The organism is Gallibacterium sp. ZY190522 (genome assembly GCF_054166015.1).
In genome coordinates this window covers 918950-936181 of record NZ_CM135118.1, presented here as the reverse complement: position 1 = coordinate 936181, position 17232 = coordinate 918950, and the positions used below count along the sequence as shown (strand labels likewise).

Here is a 17232-nt window from a genome sequence, read left to right as displayed (position 1 = left end):
TGCGATTGTTTTAGCTTTAACCGCCTGTGGGGGGGGGTAGTAACAATATAGACAGATCTAATGTTGAACCAATTATTCCTAATCATCCTCAAGATCAAGCAAATAACCTTTCAACCTCTACTGATACCACTCAAAAAGACGAACTTAAGAAAACTCAAGATAGATTAACGGAAACTTCTAGCAGCTTGAAAAAAGCACAAGAGGAATTGAAGAGAAAAACAGCTGAATTTAAAGCCCTAAAAGACGCACAAGCAACAACGGAAAAACAATTAACAGATGCGTCTAATAGCTTGAAACAAATCCAATCTGATTTAAAGGAAAAGGAAAGGGTTTTTGAAGAATTACAAAGACAAAATCAACTTAAATTACAAGAGCTATCTGAAACTCATCAAAAATTAACCGAACGTGAGCAACTTATTGAAATTATTAAGCAAAAAATGAGTGATACCGTAGAGTCAATGGGGGCAACTTTGAATAACCCATGGCTGATGGAAAAAACTATTAACCACGATCAATTACCTCAAAATCAATTGTATACACAGCCTGTAATGGCTCTTTATCCTTTAGGCGAGGATAGTGAAGGGATGTTGGTTGGTGATAGATATCTTTATAAACAACAATATTCTGTCGTTTATGCTAGAAATTGGTTAGCTTCTTTGCCTGATGGCGTTTTATCAAAAGGAGGGCGTTTCTCTGTTAATGGCATTGGTAACTTATTTGAAGATGAACCGACAATTCTCCCAAGTGAAGGTTCAGCAACGTATCGAGGAAAAGCATTTAATGCGAACAATATGGGAGATTTAACTTATCGTGTTGATTTTGAACAGCGAACGGGTCAAGGGGAAATCACTAATTTTTCAAATAATATAGGTCATATTACCTTACATCAAGGCTCAATTAATGATCAGGAAATTAAAGCTGATGCATCAATGGCAGGCGGAATTACAGGAAAATATACGCTAGGTTTCTTTGGGCCAAATGGGGAAGAAATTGCTGGTGATCTTTATATTGATAGCTCGTTAGACAATAGTATTCCTGCTAACGGAGGCACACGAAAAAAATATGAGGCAAAAAATAGAGGCGTAGCATTTGGTTTAGCAGCTCAAAAAGAATCACAACAGTAGAAATGCAATGCCGTTTAAATACATTTTAAACGGCATTTTTAAGTATTAAAGCAATGAAAAAATTATTGATCACCAGTTTTGTCATTTTTGCACATTCATTAAATGCTGAATCTTTATTACGGCAAGATCCAATTGATTTTTCGCAAGAAGGTGATATTTCATTACCTACACTGCTAAAACCCAATGCTAATTATCAAAAAATGCCAATGATTCCTATGGCATTGCCAATTGATTCACAAATTCAATCTGCGATTTTACAGCAACAATGGGCATTATTACCTAGATTATTAAGGCAATATCAACAACAGGGACATTATGATCCTGCGTTGTATCATTATGCGTTAGCTGCCTATTATTTCAATACGTTACAGTATGATAAAGCTATTCTGCATTATCAAACATTATTAGATTTACACCCTGAAGTCATTTACCCTCGCTTTGATATGGCAATGATTTTTTTTGAAAATTATCAATATTTACAAGCCAAACAACAATTTGAACGTTTAATGCTTAAAGCAGATGGCAAATTAAAAACATTGATTGAAGCCTATTTGCAAGAAATTGAACATCGTCAGCAATGGCAGCCCTATGTGAATTTTCAATATGTGAAAACAGATAATGTGAATAATGCTTCTTCTGAACGAGAGATAACTATTAATGGTAAACCGCTTGTAAAAGACGAAGAATCACTTCCTCAATCAGCACAAGGTTTTCGGTATGCGTTTGAACTTGAACGAATAAAAAATATAACAGGCAATCATTTTTGGCAAACGACATTAGGATATAACGGGGTTTACTATTGGGATAATCAATATTATAACGAACAAACTTTACATTTTTCATTAGGCTATATGTGGAGAGATGCTCAGTTTATTGGAAAAATTATTCCTTTTGTTGAACAGAATTGGTTTGGCGTTCATCGTTACAATCATCAATTTGGCGTAAAGTTGTTTAGCCAAATTCAACTTTCTGAACACTGGCTTTGGCAGAATCATTTGGCAAATATGAGAAAACATTATGCTGATACTAGTTTGGCAGATCGTTATAATGGTAATGAAAACACTATTTTGACCACTATAATTTGGCAAGATAATACACATTGGCAATCTTGGCTTAATTTAGAATTGGTGTCCGATCGTTTAAAAGAGAAGTCTTCATCATCGTTGAAATGGGCAAGTGGTTTTGGCATTGCTTATTATCAAAAACAATGGGGTACACAAATCAATGTTCGTTATATAGATCGTCATTTTGCTGATCATCACTATTTAATGCATTTAAAACGGCACGATAGAGAATATCAACTAAACGGTGCGATTTGGTATCAAAAATTATCTTGGAGAGGCTTCTTGCCTAAATTACATATCCGCTATCAACGGATAAACAGCAATATTCCTGCACTTTATAGCCGAAAAAATCAGGAACTCTTTTTTACGATAGAGAAGCAATTTTAGTAAAATGCTTAATGTTAGAAATAAAGGTAGTTAAATTAATGGACTGAATCCCGATCAATACAGGATTCAGTCCTTAAAATAGCAGTCTAACTTTTCGGTGTTAGATCATATTTTCGTTATTAGAAATTTGCATTTCTTGGGGCGCGAGGGAACGGAATGACATCACGAATATTTTGTACGCCGGTAACATAAACAATTAAGCGTTCAAATCCTAATCCAAAACCTGAATGTGGCACCGTACCGTAACGGCGTAAATCACGATACCACCAGTAGTCTTCTTTTTTTAGACCCATTTCATCCATACGTTGGTCAAGAATATCCAAGCGTTCTTCACGTTGTGAGCCACCAATAATTTCACCGATTCCTGGTGCAAGAACATCCATTGCAGCAACGGTTTTACCATCATCATTTAAACGCATATAAAATGCCTTTATATCTTTAGGATAATTTTTCACAACAACCGGTGATTTAAAATATTCTTCTGCAAGATAACGCTCGTGTTCAGAAGAGAGATCAATTCCCCATTCAACAGGAAATTCAAATTTCTTACCAGATTTTTTTAGGATCTCAATAGCGTCGGTATAATCAACTTGTGCAAAATCAGATGAAATAAAATCTTGTAGACGGGTAATTACAGTATTGTCGATATGTTTTGCAAAGAATTCCATATCATCCATACGTTCATCTAAAACTGCTTTGAAAACATATTTCAACATCTCTTCTGCCAGTTTGGCATTATCGGCTAAAGTGGCAAATGCCATTTCAGGTTCAACCATCCAGAATTCAGCTAAATGACGAGTGGTGTTGGAGTTTTCTGCACGGAATGTTGGCCCAAAAGTATAAATTTTACTTAAAGCACAAGCATAAGTTTCACCGTTAAGCTGCCCTGATACAGTAAGGAAAGATTCTTTACCAAAGAAATCTTGGCTAAAATCAATTTCACCTTGTTCCGTTTTTGGCAAATTGGTTAAATCTAAAGTTGAAACACGAAACATTTCACCAGCCCCTTCAGTATCGGAAGCGGTAATTAATGGAGTCGCGACCCAATAAAAGCCTTGTTCATTGAAGAAACGATGAATAGCTTGTGCTAAACAGTGACGTACACGTGCAACGGCACCTATTAAATTAGTCCGTGGACGTAAGTGCGCCACTTCACGTAAATATTCAACGGAATGGCGTTTTGCTGCCATTGGATAAGTATCAGGATCTTCAACCCAACCACAAACCTCTACTTTTTGTGCCTGCATTTCAACCGCCTGTCCTTGTGCAGGAGAGGCTACTACTTTACCGGTGACAATTACGGAACAACCGGCAGTTAATCGAAGAATTTCAGACTGATAATTTTCGATTGTTTGTTCAATTACTACTTGGATTGGCGCAAAGCAGGAACCATCATACACGGCAAGGAAAGAAACACCGGCTTTTGAATCACGACGGGTACGTACCCAACCTTGTACAGTTGCGCTCTCACCAATCGCAACCTCACCTTTTAAAATTTGAGCAACAGATTTAGCTTGTGTCATAGTTACCTCAGTGAATTAATCAATTTCTTGTTTTTCATTAGGTTGGTCATTCTACAATACTTTCCCCACCTGATAAATGCACAAAGCGACAAAGCGGAACAAATTATCAACAAAATTTAAAAATTAAAAAAGATTTGAGAAATAAAATGTGATATTTAACGCAAATTTGATCCAACCCACTTGAGATAAGAGAAAAAAATTCGTATAAAGCTAAATTTATTATCTTATGGAGTCAAACGCCTTTAGTTTTGGTTGTTTGTTTAAAGGATTATGGCAAAGCAGTTATTGAATTCACCGCAAAAATTACAACATTTGGGTATGATCTATCGTTTGATAGAACAGTTCGATCTTATTTCTCGGATTGATTTATCAAAAATTTCCGGTTTGGCACCTGCAAGTATTACCAATTTTACTCGTGAATTGATTGATCTTAAGTTGGTAATAGAGCGTACTACACAAACGCCTATTGTTAGGGGGCGTCCTGCAGTCGGGTTAGCAATATCTCCTTTTCATTGGCAATCTATTTGTGTTGTATTAAGCGAGTATGAGATGAAAATCTTTCTCTGTGAACTGAATGGGAAAGTAGTGCAGGAGAAGCATTATCCAATTTTGGTAGGTCAACATTCTGATTTGGCTCAGTTGTTGATAAGAAATTTGACCGATTTTCAAACGACATTTCAGAGATATATTGTACAGATTTTTGCTATATCAGTGACTATTATCGGACAGCTTAACCGTTGGCAGAGCGGTATTGTTCGCTTAGGTCGTAGCGTAATAGATATTGAATTGCAATCTGTTTTACACCAAACTTTCCATTTGCCGATTATTTTGTCTGAATATTTTTCCTCTTGGGTTTTTGCCGAATCTTCGTTAGGGGGAGCGATCAGTAGTGATAATGTAATTTTCTTACAAATTGATGACAGTATTAATATAAGTGTTTTGATTAAAGGCAAAATGTTGCAAGGAGATAAACAACAGAGGATGAATATTGATCGTGTTTGTCTTCCAATATTAAGTCCACTAGCGAATATCATTGGTGAACGTTTACCGGCTGAAGCTCGTCAACAATTGAAGCATCACGTCACTTACTCTGCAATTTATCAGCTGATTGATAATTTATTACCGAATCAACTTGAAGATAATGAGCAAAAAATTCGATATTTATGTGAACAGGCAGAGCAAAAAAATGAAAAAGCAATAGAAATTATCCACTATGTTGCTGACAATATTTCTTATGTATTAATGAATTTAGTAAACATATTTTCATCAGATAAAATAATGGTCAATTCGAGTATTATCGGTTCACATATTTTGTTCGTCGAAAGATTAAAACAGAAGTTAAATGATAATTTGCTGTTGGATCAGCATCAAGTTGATGTCATTACAGGTCACTATTCACAAAATGATGCAGTTGTTGCTAATGCAATGGTAAAAAAATATCTTTATAGTGGTGAATTGATAGATTCATTAAGCTAGTATTTAAGCTAAACCCAGAAAGAAAAAACCCCCGTTCCAAGAGAGAACGGGGGGAGGTTTCAATGAATAAAATAAAAAACATCTGCTTACGCATTTGCAGTCACTAGCGATTACTAAGACCGCTATAAAAATAAAAAGTTCCAAAAATTTTAAAAATATTTGAAATTTATTTATCTTATTGTTTTATATTGATTTTTACTCCAGTTTCTGCACTTTGGTATACTTTTTCAATCAATTCTAAAACAATGACAGCCTGATCAGCAGTGACGGCAAGCGGTTCATTAGAAGTTAATGCCTCATAAATATTGTCATAGTAGGCTTGATAATTACCATTGACAGTTTCTAACTGAGTGCGAATATGGACACCGTTAATTTCAGTGTTCAAAAATCCCCAATATATTTTATCTTCTTTATTCCAGTTGCCTTTCGGTTCAATGCCGGCAATAAGAAGCGGCTCCTGATTATCCAATTCATATTTGACATAAGAGCCTAAAGTGCCGTGCAGAGCAATAGTCGGTCCTTTTTCACGTACATACTTACTCGAAGACATCACCACTTTTTTATCATCATAATAAAAATAGATCTGAAAATTATCTTCGCCAAGAGAACCTGGATGTTGGTGGCGTAAATCAGCATAAAGCGCTTTCGGCAAACCGAATAAATGCACCACACCGTCAATTAAATGCACACCTAAGTCGTAAACTAAACCAACTCCACGCTCACCGGTTTCTTTCCATTGTTTACTGTTTTTAGCTTGTGTATAACGATCAAAATGAATTTCATAATCGACAACATCTCCTATGAGATGATTTTCGAGAACTTGTTTGACCGTTAACACGCCATTATCCCAACGGCGATTCTGATAGACCGATAATTTTACTTGTTTTTGTTGAGCTAATTTCACTAACTCTTTTGCTTCCGCTGAAGTTGTACTTAGCGGTTTTTCAACAATGACGTGTTTCCCTGCCATAATTGCCTGTTTGGCGAAAGAGTAGTGTGTCAGATTTGGTGTAGTGATAATGACTAAATCAACATCATCTGCCAGTAAATCTGCAAAAGTACGCACGGTGGCAATTTGTGGAAATTTTTCCGCCACTTTGTTGCCTCTACGCTCAAAAATTTTAACAACTTTAAAACGTGGATCACGCATTAAAAATGGCAAATGAAAGACGTTGGCGGACATACCAAAACCGGCAATACCGACACGAATAACTTGTTCTGATTGCATAAAAATACTCCTTTTTTATTTAATCTTATCCAAATGAGCCAATAGCACTTCATCGGGTAAATTTTGGATATGACGTAAACGTAAAAACAGCAAAATTGCTGTGGTGGTTAAACAAAAAACAAAGCCAATCCAGAAACCTTTCGCTGTCATATGTAGCACAATCCAATCAGTCATTCCTAAAATATAGCCGACCGGCATTCCAATTACCCAATAACCGAAAAGTGAAATCCATAATACTGATTTAGTATCTTTATAGCCACGCAATGCTCCGCCAATGATGGATTGCACCGTATCAGAAAATTGATATAGTGCGGCGAAAATTAAAAGTGAAGATGCCATCATAATCACTTCAATATCATTGACGAAAATAGAAGCAACCCACTCTCTGAATAATAGAGTTAGAGAAGCGGTAAAACAAGTAACAGTTAAACCGAAAAAGAGAGCACAATAAGTAAACTGTTTTGCTACTGCCGGCTTGCCTTTACCTAAATTTTGCCCAACGAGGATTGTAGTTGCCATTGATATAGACATTGGCAACATATAAATGAATGAACTGGTATTCAACGCAATTTGATGGCTAGCTATAATTTCTGCACCAAATGGCGAAATTAATAATGAAATGATACAAAAAAGCAACACCTCACAACAAATTGCTACCGCAATAGGAAATCCTAATCGAATCAATTTACTCAAAGTTTTCCAATTCGGTTTTTCAATAATATGTGCAAAAATTTTTAGATCACGCTGACTCGGCACTTTGTAACAATAAATTGTGATTAAAATAAAGCTGATCCAATTCAAAATCATTGTCGCAATTCCACAGCCAATTGCGCCGAATGCCGGTATCCCGAATGCCCCGTAAATAAAGATATAATTGAGAGGTACATTGAGTACCAAACAGGTAAAGGCAATCACCATCGCCGGTTTTGTTTTAGCAATACCATCATTTAAACAGCGGAAAGTAATCATTAATAAATAGGGTAATGCGCCAAAGGCCATTACTTTTAAATAACCAGTCGTGATATGTGCCAGTTCTTCATCCATTTGCATATAGTCAATGATGAAGTGAGCATTATAAACAATCAGAAAAATAGGAATGCTGATAGTAAATGCTATCCAAAAGCCCTGCCGAACCTGATGTGCAATCAAATTGCGTTTGCCGGAACCATTTAAATAAGAAATGGTTGGTGGTAAGGCTAATAATAAACCTTGACCGAATAATAACAAAGGAAACCAAATAGAAGCACCGACAGAAATCGCTGCCATATCTTTTGCACTAACACGCCCTGCCATTATAGTATCGATCAATCCCATAGAGTTTTGTGCAATTTGTGCAAGCAAAATAGGCGTAGCTAATTTAATTAATTCAATAATTTGTGTTTTATATCTTTGCCAATTTGTCATAAAATGCCCGATATTTAGTTGCTATCGTTATAGGAATAACAATATCATTTTTATAAGAGGGAAATATGTTTACTGGAATAATTCAAGGAAAAGCAAAAATCCAAGAAATTAAAAGTAAAGGCGACAATTTTAGAACACACGTTATAAAAATGCCACAGGATTTACTTGCCGGATTAGCATTAGGAGCATCTGTTGCACATAATGGCGTTTGTTTAACAGTAACGGACATTCAAAATGATTTGATTAGTTTCGACTTAATGCAAGAAACGTTACGAGTTACCAATCTTGGTCAACTTAGAGTAGGGGATGAAATTAATGTTGAACGAGCGATGAAAATCGGTGATGAAGTAGGCGGACATCTATTGTCAGGGCACGTTTATTGCACTGCTTCGGTCGCAGAAATTATTCAATCACCGAACAACTGCCAAATATGGTTTACTTTACCGAATCAGGATGTAATGAAATATATTCTGACAAAAGGTTATATTGCTATTGATGGCATTAGTTTGACCATTGGTGAGGTAAAAGAGCAATCATTTTGTGTTAATTTAATTCCAGAAACGTTACAACGTACCATTATCTCGCAAAAACAGGTCGGAGATTTAGTTAATATTGAGCTGGATTCTCAAACACAAGCAGTGGTTGATACGGTTGAACGTTATTTAAGCCAACAAAAATAACGAAAAAAGTGCAGAAGATTCTGCACTTTCTATGATTAATTTAGTTTTTTCACCGATTTACGAATGACCAATTCAGGATGCATTTCAATTTTTGCCGGCTCTTTATTTTTATCAGTCATTCGAGCAATTAACAGATCCATTGCCATAATGCCCAAACGCATTTTGGATTGATGAATTGTTGTCAATGGTGGGGCATAAAAGCGAGAAGCGTGAATATCATCATAACCAATAATGGAGATATCTTGTGGCACAGACAGCCCTTTTTCACCAATGGCGGAAATTGCACCTAAAGCCATAACATCATTGCAACAAAAAACAGCAGTCGGCAGGTTATTTTGAGCTAAAATTTTATTCATACACTCAAATCCATCTTCTGGTTCAAAATGTCCCTCTAGCACCCAGTCCGGATTAATACTTAATCCCTTTTCATTCATTGCTTTTACATAGCCATCATAACGTGTTTTTGCTGTTGTTTTATTGAGATCACCGGCAATAATTCCGATTTTTTTATGTCCACAGTCAATTAAATATTTAGTTGCTAAATAACCACCTTCAAAGCTATTATCTTGAATTACATCCATTTTTGAATTGTTTGGTCCCCAATCCATTACTACTAATGGTAGGGTAGAAAAGCTCTCAAACAAGTTCACTGAATCTTGAGTATACTCAGAACACATAACTAAAATCCCATCAACCCGTTTTTTAACCAACATATCTAAATGATTACTGATTTTTTGGAAATTATTCTGTGTATTACATAAAAACAGAGAATATCCCCGTTGATAACAATATTCTTCCACAGCATGTACAATTTCTGCAAAATAAGGGGTTTCACTGGTGGTAATAATCATACCAATTGATTTAGTTGTATTCACCTTTAAACTGCGTGCTACTGCACTTGGCGAGTAATTTAGCTGCTGAATCGCATCTTGAACCAACTTTGACGTATCTTCAGACACAAATCTGGTTTTGTTAATCACATGAGAAACCGTTGTTGTTGATACGCCTGCTAATTTAGCGACATCTTTAATTGTAGCCATTCTTACCTCCAAAAAATTTGCGCTATTATAAAGATAAAATCACGATTTGTGACTTTTTTATCCATTTTGTGCATCAGATCACAGAAATTATTGTGTTTTTGTAGATAAAAGCAGGATCATTATTGTAGGTTAAGAAAATAAAAAGTGATTTTATGAAAAACGGGGCGAATAATGTGAAAACGCCCCTTAGATTTGATTTTATACCAATTCAGTTGCAGCTTTCATATTTCGCACAAATTCAGCTAATTCGACAAGGCATTGAGGATGGTTATTAAGGTTCCGTTCGATAATTCTAACCACTGCAGACCCTGAAATTGCTCCGTCCGTACCAGAAGTAATTGCTTCCTGAACTTGTTCCGGTTTAGCAATGCCAAAACCTTGTAAAATAGGTGGCGCATTATGTAATTTTAGGCGAGAAATAAGATCTTCTAAATTACTTGCGTGTGCTTGATTTTCAGCACTGGTAACGCCTGCACGTGACACAAGATAAGTATATCCTTCACTATTTTTCGCTACACCATCAATCGTTTTTTCGCTAGCATTCGGTGGGCAAATAAATACCGGCTGAATACCATATTTTTTCGCTGTGGTAACATAAGGTTCCGCAGCAAGTAGAGGCACATCGGCAACCAGTACCGCATCAACGCCAACTTGTTGGCAACGTTGATAAAAACCATCTAATGTTTTGGCATAGATTAAATTGGCACAAAGTAATAGACTGATTGGAATTTGTGGATATTTTTGGCGTACTTTTTCTAATAATTGAAAACAGGCATCAGTACTGAATCCGGCAGATAATGCTCTGTTATTCGCAGCTTGGATTACCGGCCCGTCTAATAAAGGATCTGAAAAAGGAAAACCTAATTCTAACGCATCGGCACCGTTATCGACTAAAGTACAAATAATTTCAAAAGAGCGGTCTAATGTTGGATCGCATAATGTCACAAAAGGAACAAATGCTCCCTGTTTTTGTTGATTTAGTTTTTTAAAAAGTTGATCAAAACGGCTCATTAGTTCACTCCTTGTGCATTTAGGATTTTATCTACAGTGAAAATATCTTTATCTCCACGTCCAGAAAGATTAACTACCAAAAGTTGCTCTTTTTCTGGGTTCTGTTTTATCAATTTTAAAGCATAAGCTAAGGCGTGCGAGGATTCCAATGCTGGAATAATGCCTTCATATTGTGCCAATTGCTGGAATGCATCAAGGGCTTCATCATCAGTAATAGAAACATATTGCGCACGTCCTATACTGTTCAAATAAGCATGCTGTGGTCCAACGGACGGGAAGTCCAACCCAGCAGAAATAGAGTAGGATTCTTCGATCTGACCATCTTTTGTTTGCATTAATGGTGATTTCATTCCGAAATAAATACCAATAGAACCGTGTCCAAGCGGTGCGCCGTGTTCTCCAGTTTCAATTCCTTTACCTGCCGGCTCAACACCGATGAGTTTTACTGACTCTTCTTTAATAAAATCAGCAAACATTCCAATTGAATTTGATCCTCCACCAACACACGCAATCACAGCATCCGGTAAGCGTCCTTCACGTTCAAAAACTTGACGTTTGGTTTCTTCACCAATCATTTTTTGAAATTCACGCACAATAGTTGGAAACGGATGCGGACCGGCAGCAGTACCTAATAAATAATGGGCTTTATCGTAATTGGCTGACCAATCGCGCATTGCTTCGCAGCAAGCATCTTTTAACGAGCAGGAACCTTTATTAACGGAAATGACCTCTGCCCCCATAAGGCGCATTCTGAAAACATTTGGCGATTGACGCTCAACATCTTTTGCTCCCATATAAATACGACATTTTAATCCAAGCATTGCACAGGCCAGAGCAGTAGCAACTCCGTGTTGGCCGGCACCGGTTTCAGCAATAATCTCAGTTTTACCCATTCGCATTGCCAATAATGCTTGACCTAATACCTGATTGGTTTTGTGTGCGCCCCCGTGTAAAAGATCTTCTCGTTTTAAATAGAGTTTGGTTTTTGTATCTTTAGTTAAGTTACGGCACAAAGTTAATGCGGTCGGGCGACCGGCATAATTTTGTAGCAAATCGTTAAATTGTTTTTGAAATTCCGGATCCTGACGCGCCTCAACAAACGCTTTTTCTAGTTGTTGTAACACTGGAACAAGAATTTCTGGCACATACATTCCACCGAATTCGCCAAAATAAGGGTTTAATAATGTATCACTCATAACTTCATCCTAATAATTGATAATTTGTTGGAAAATGGTATGTAATTTATTCGCATCTTTTATGCCCGGTTTACTTTCCACACCGGAATTAATATCTAAACCTAAACAAGATTGAGACATCGCAGCATCCACATTATCACTGTTTAGACCACCAGCAAGCATAATTTTCTGCTTCCATTGCGAAGGTAAAAGAGTCCAATCAAAAATTTTTCCGGTGCCACCTTTTTGTAATTTTAATTGTGCATCAAAGACATAACGGTCGATATTTTCATCAGGATTAAATTGAAAATACGAATTTTCTACGTCAACGCTGATTGCCTTCCAAATTTGACATTTCGGCGGTAATTGTTGACGTAATCGCTGAATAAAGTTGCTATCTTCGTGACCGTGTAACTGAACAGCAAATAAAGATAATTGCTGACTCAATTTCACAATCAGATCAATCTCTTGATTCTGAAAAACGCCGACATAGTGCAGCGGTGCAGCGGTACTAATCTCTTGGGCTTGTCTTAAACTGACACAGCGAGGAGAGTGTTCGGCAAAAATTAAGCCGCCATATAATGCCCCTTCTTGATATGCCTGTTTAGCATCTTGCGGGCGAGTTAAACCACAAACCTTATTTTCGCCATAAATAATGGCTCTAACGGCAGCGTTAAGATCATCACTGCCCATTAAACTGCTGCCGATTAAAAAGGCATTAGCGACTGGCTTTAATTGTTGCACTTGTTGATGAGTATAGATACCCGATTCGCTGATAACAATACGGTCTTGCGGAATTTGTGAAGCAAGATCTAACGTACGTTGCAAATCAACGGAGAGATCGTGCAGATTACGGTTATTAATGCCAATGACTTTTGCGCCTAGTTTGATTGCACGTTCCAACTCTTCCTGATTAGAGGTTTCTGTCAGCACTCCCATTCCCAAAGAGTGAGCAAGATCCGACAATATACGATAAGTATCATCATTTACTACAGACAACATCAATAAAATGGCATCCGCTTGATGATAACGTGCTAAATAAACTTGATATTCACTTATCATAAAATCTTTGCAAAGAACAGGTTGTGAAATACGCTGGCGAACACGTGGTAAATAGGCAAAATCTCCTTGGAAGTATTTCTCATCGGTTAGAACTGAAACCGCTGTAGCATAATGACGATAAACATCAGCAATACCTTCTAAATCAAACTCTTTTCTAATTAATCCTTTTGAAGGAGAAGCTTTTTTACATTCTAAAATAAATGCCGGTTGTTGCTGAGTCCCTTTGGCTAATGCTTGATAAAAATCACGATCACTTTTTGTCACTTTTGCCTGAAACTCTGCCAAAGGAAATTTTTGTTGCTTCTGTTGTACCCAAATTAATTTATCTGCCACAATTTTTTGCAATACTGTCGCTTTATGTTGCAATGTTTGTGAAAAATTTTGTGTAATCATTGTTATCTCATTAATATTGTGAAAGTTTTTCTAATGTTTTATAGGCGTTGCCACTGGCAATCTGTTCCAATACTTGCTGTGTAGTTTGTTTTAGATCTTGATAACCGAAAAGCCGTAATAGCAGAGCAGTATTGGCAGCTACTGCATTAACGTGAGACGGTTCGCCTTTTCCTTGTAATAATGCACGAATATATTGTGCATTTTGTTCCGGTTCGCCACCACGAATTGCATCAAGCGGTTGCGGTTTTAATCCAAAATCTTCTGCTGTTAAAGTATAGCGTTCAATTTTGCCTTGATAAATTTCAGCTACTTGTGTTTCTGCGTGTAATGCTACTTCATCCAAACCGGCGCCGTGAACGACAATACTATGTTGATGCCCCAACGTTAATGCGGTTTCAGCATAAGGTTGTAGTAATTTTTCATCATAAACGCCTAATAATTGATGTTTTGGTTTTGCCGGGTTAATCAATGGTCCAAGAATGTTGAAAATGGTTCTGGTTTTTAACGCCTGACGTACCGGCACTGCGTGTTTAAAACCACGATGGTATTGTGGGGCAAATAAAAAACAGATACCGATTTCATCCAGTGCTTTACGCGCGGTGGTCGCATCTAAATCTAAACGAACACCTAATGCTGCCAATACATCGCTTGATCCGGTTTTACTGGAAACGCTTCTATTGCCGTGTTTGGCGACTTTTGCCCCCATACTGGCGGCAATAATGGCGCTGGCAGTAGAGAGGTTGATGGTATTTGCACCATCACCGCCGGTACCGACAATATCGGCAAAGACATAATTTGGTGTAGGGAAAGGTTCAGCAGCTGTTTGTAATGCGGTTACCGCGCCACTGATTTCATCTACTGTTTCTCCCTTGAATTTCAGAGCTATCAATGCACCGGCTAATTGTTCATTAGATAATTCACCTTGTACGACAGCAGTAAAAAGCTGTTTGCTTTGTTCACGAGAAAGGGAAGTGCCACTAAATAATTGTTCTAATATTTGTTGTGTTTCCATTATTCTTGTCCTCAAGTTTATTTAATTTTTGTTGTTTCTATAGTTGGCTTAATGAGCTAATAACCAATCAATGGTCTGTTTTAAAAGTTGTCCACCTTGTACGGTTAAAATAGATTCTGGGTGAAATTGGAAGCCGCAAATCGGCAAGGATTGATGACGAACCGCCATCACAATATGATTATATTCTGCGTTTACAATCAATTCGGATGGCAAGTTGCTCCCCATTAAAGAGTGGTAACGAGCAACAGAGAGTGGATTAGGCAATCCGGCAAACATTGCTTGATTGTCGTGCGTAATTTTCGATACTTTTCCGTGCATTACTTCACCGGCGTGGACAATTTCCCCACCGAATGCTTCAATAATGGCTTGATGCCCTAAACAAATGCCAATAATTGGGCACTGATGTTTCAATGCATTGATTAACGGCAACATATTACCCGCCTGCTGAGGATTTCCGGGACCGGGAGAAAGTGCCAAAATAGTATCAGATTGCGCTGTTGCTGCTTTAATTAACGTATCCAATTCACAATCGTTACGATACACTGTCACGTTATGCCCAAGCACACGAAATTGATCAACAAGATTGTAGGTAAAAGAGTCAAAATTATCTAAAAAAAGAATATTAGCCATAACAAAATCCTTACTATTGGCAATTTGTCTGTTTAATTGCCTTAATCACGGCAGCCGCTTTATGTCTGGTTTCATCGGCTTCCATTTGTGGGTCGGAATCCAATACTTCGCCGCAACCAGCTTGAATATAAGCTGTTCCGTTTTGCACAAAAGCAGAGCGAATCACAATGCAGGTATCTAGATCACCTTCCGAGGAGAGGTAACCAACCGCACCACCATAACTATGGCGGCGTTGTTTTTCCACTTGATAAATCAATTGCATTGCTTTGATTTTAGGCGCACCGGTTAATGTTCCCATATTCATACAGGCTTGATAAGCGTGTAGCGCATCCAATTCAGGTTTAAGTTTACCGACAACTCTCGATACTAAATGCATAATGTGAGAATAACGATCAACTTGCATAAGTTCTGCAACGCGGCGTGTTCCGCTTTCACATACGCGAGCAATATCATTTCTAGCCAAATCAACTAACATAAGATGTTCAGATTGTTCTTTATGATCCAAGCGCATTTCCAGTTCCAAACGAGCATCCAATTCAGGATCGATATTACCTTGCGCATCAAAGCCTCTTGGACGAGAACCTGCAATCGGATAAATCTCCAATTGACGGGTAGCTTCAGTATATTTTAATGCGCTTTCAGGTGAAGCACCGAACAGGGTAAATTCTTCATCTTGCATAAAAAACATATAAGGGCTTGGATTATTATGCTTTAATTGATGATAGGCTGCTAATGGGCTAGGGCAGTCAAGCGAAAAGCGACGAGAAGGTACAATTTGGAAAACATCACCGATATTAATGTGATGTTTTAGGCGTTCAATAATAGTTTTAAAAGCCTCATCTTCGAGATTGACTTTGACTTCAGTAGAAGCGTTTCGACGCGATAATACAATATTATTATTAGATAAAGTCGAAACTATCTGTTCTGCTTGTTGCTGTAATTTTGTTCTATGTTGTTCAGAAAAAGCGTAAGTATAAAGTGTTGCCTGTTCACTTTGATGATCGATCACAATTAATTGTTCAGCTAAGTAAAAGCTATAATCCGGAGAAGTCAAACCATCATCTTCTAAATAAATGTCTTGCATTGGAATGAAATTAGCCACTAAATCATAAGCAAAAAGACCCCCTAGTAAAATTGGTTGAGAGTAGGGTTGATATTGCTGTAATAAAGTTCGCAATCCATCAAATATGGTAATGGTTTTTAATTTACTGTCTTCATCCAACTCATTATTTAATAAAGGAAAAATAACACTTAATTGATGTGTTGAGCGTTGGATTTGTAATGCTGTATTAATAGAAAAATGTTGTTGAAGTTGGGTTAAAACAGCCGTTCCGTTCTCAGTTAAAGCAATAAATTCGACAGTTTGTTTTCTGCATACCACTTTTACCGCAGTTTGAGTGATTAACAAGCTTTTTAGGCTGTTTTTACTACCAATTTCAGCGGAGTCTAATAAAAGGGTGTTTGGTTTGTTCTCACAAAGACGGGCAAAAAGAGAAGTTGTGTCCGCTTGATAGGGAATAGTTTGTTGGATAACGTCTAAAAAAGCCACGATAGCATCCTCTCTGATATTATTTTGTACTAGCAAAATAGTACAACTACAAAATTTGATTTGCAAGCGCCTTTTAAGAAAATTAAAAAATTGATAGAGCGTGATAACGATTGTATGTTTTAAATTTTTGAGAAATGTCATCACTATAAATAGAAAATAAGAGAGGAAATCAGAAATGCTGTAACAAAATAGACTGTGACAAACAATATTTATTATTTAACATAATATACATTATACGAAATTAGTTATCGGGTAAAATAGCTAAACAAATGATGCCATTAACAGGCTTATGCACAGCTTAAAATGGTTTTGGCTAAGGTTGGTTATTGGGTTGATAGAAATGTGTAGATTGCGTTATTCTCGGGATTTCATGAATGTAAAGAGATAATCAAGTTCTGTTTTCACTGACGCACTCACTGGCGTTCGTTTGTCGCGTACTAAAAAACGATTTTTTCAAAAAACAAAAAAATCATT

At 37.0% G+C, this 17232-nt stretch carries 14 protein-coding genes; 4 read left to right on the top strand and 10 right to left on the bottom strand.

The window, feature by feature from the left end; all coding sequences use genetic code 11:
• Positions 1-185 precede the first annotated feature (185 nt).
• Both ACXPAV_RS04675 and ACXPAV_RS04670 read left to right on the top strand, forming a co-directional pair.
• A complete protein-coding gene (locus tag ACXPAV_RS04675; protein ID WP_458004199.1) occupies positions 186-1124 on the top strand; it encodes a factor H binding protein domain-containing protein in 939 nt (312 codons plus the stop codon).
• Positions 1125-1177: 53 nt separating this feature from the next.
• Positions 1178-2575, top strand: a complete 1398-nt coding sequence (locus ACXPAV_RS04670; protein ID WP_458004198.1) for a surface lipoprotein assembly modifier — start codon at positions 1178-1180, stop codon at positions 2573-2575.
• A 119-nt stretch (positions 2576-2694) separates the two neighbouring features.
• Here the strand turns inward: ACXPAV_RS04670 and asnS are convergent, their stop codons facing one another.
• Complete coding sequence (gene asnS / locus ACXPAV_RS04665) at positions 2695-4098, bottom strand: asparagine--tRNA ligase (RefSeq protein ID WP_458004197.1); 1404 nt, start codon at positions 4096-4098, stop codon at positions 2695-2697.
• Between the two features lie 270 nt (positions 4099-4368).
• Between asnS and ACXPAV_RS04660 the strand changes: the two genes are divergently transcribed.
• Entirely contained in the window at positions 4369-5574 is a 1206-nt protein-coding gene (locus ACXPAV_RS04660; RefSeq protein ID WP_458004196.1) for an ROK family protein, read from the top strand.
• Between the two features lie 175 nt (positions 5575-5749).
• Here ACXPAV_RS04660 and ACXPAV_RS04655 read toward each other — a convergent pair whose 3' ends face one another.
• On the bottom strand, positions 5750-6802 hold the full coding sequence (locus ACXPAV_RS04655) for a Gfo/Idh/MocA family oxidoreductase (protein ID WP_039172623.1): 1053 nt from the start codon (positions 6800-6802) through the stop codon (positions 5750-5752).
• Between the two features lie 15 nt (positions 6803-6817).
• Positions 6818-8206, bottom strand: coding sequence for an MATE family efflux transporter (locus tag ACXPAV_RS04650; protein WP_458004195.1), 1389 nt, complete (start codon positions 8204-8206; stop codon positions 6818-6820).
• Between the two features lie 65 nt (positions 8207-8271).
• On the opposite strand from ACXPAV_RS04650, the gene ACXPAV_RS04645 reads away from it, so the two are divergent.
• Entirely contained in the window at positions 8272-8886 is a 615-nt protein-coding gene (locus ACXPAV_RS04645; protein ID WP_039132927.1) for a riboflavin synthase, read from the top strand.
• Positions 8887-8921: 35 nt separating this feature from the next.
• On the opposite strand, the gene purR is transcribed toward ACXPAV_RS04645, so the two are convergent.
• The 7 genes from purR to trpE all read right to left on the bottom strand — a co-directional run bounded on the left by purR (position 8922) and on the right by trpE (position 16758).
• Positions 8922-9926: an HTH-type transcriptional repressor PurR gene (purR, locus tag ACXPAV_RS04640; RefSeq protein WP_039132913.1), complete on the bottom strand. Its 1005-nt coding sequence runs from the start codon at positions 9924-9926 to the stop codon at positions 8922-8924.
• Positions 9927-10124: 198 nt separating this feature from the next.
• Entirely contained in the window at positions 10125-10937 is an 813-nt protein-coding gene (gene trpA / locus ACXPAV_RS04635; protein WP_065231508.1) for a tryptophan synthase subunit alpha, read from the bottom strand.
• Entirely contained in the window at positions 10937-12133 is a 1197-nt protein-coding gene (trpB, locus tag ACXPAV_RS04630; protein ID WP_458004194.1) for a tryptophan synthase subunit beta, read from the bottom strand. Before trpB ends, trpA begins: the two co-directional genes overlap by 1 nt.
• Before the next feature lie 9 nt (positions 12134-12142).
• Positions 12143-13567, bottom strand: coding sequence for a bifunctional indole-3-glycerol-phosphate synthase TrpC/phosphoribosylanthranilate isomerase TrpF (gene trpCF / locus ACXPAV_RS04625; protein WP_458004193.1), 1425 nt, complete (start codon positions 13565-13567; stop codon positions 12143-12145).
• A 10-nt stretch (positions 13568-13577) separates the two neighbouring features.
• Positions 13578-14579 carry an anthranilate phosphoribosyltransferase gene (trpD, locus tag ACXPAV_RS04620; protein ID WP_458004192.1) on the bottom strand — a complete coding sequence of 334 codons (1002 nt, stop codon included), beginning with the start codon at positions 14577-14579 and terminating at the stop codon, positions 13578-13580.
• A gap of 48 nt (positions 14580-14627) precedes the next feature.
• A complete protein-coding gene (locus ACXPAV_RS04615) occupies positions 14628-15209 on the bottom strand; it encodes an aminodeoxychorismate/anthranilate synthase component II (protein ID WP_018346574.1) in 582 nt (193 codons plus the stop codon).
• A 13-nt stretch (positions 15210-15222) separates the two neighbouring features.
• Positions 15223-16758, bottom strand: a complete 1536-nt coding sequence (gene trpE, locus ACXPAV_RS04610) for an anthranilate synthase component I (protein ID WP_458004191.1) — start codon at positions 16756-16758, stop codon at positions 15223-15225.
• Positions 16759-17232: the final 474 nt, after the last annotated feature.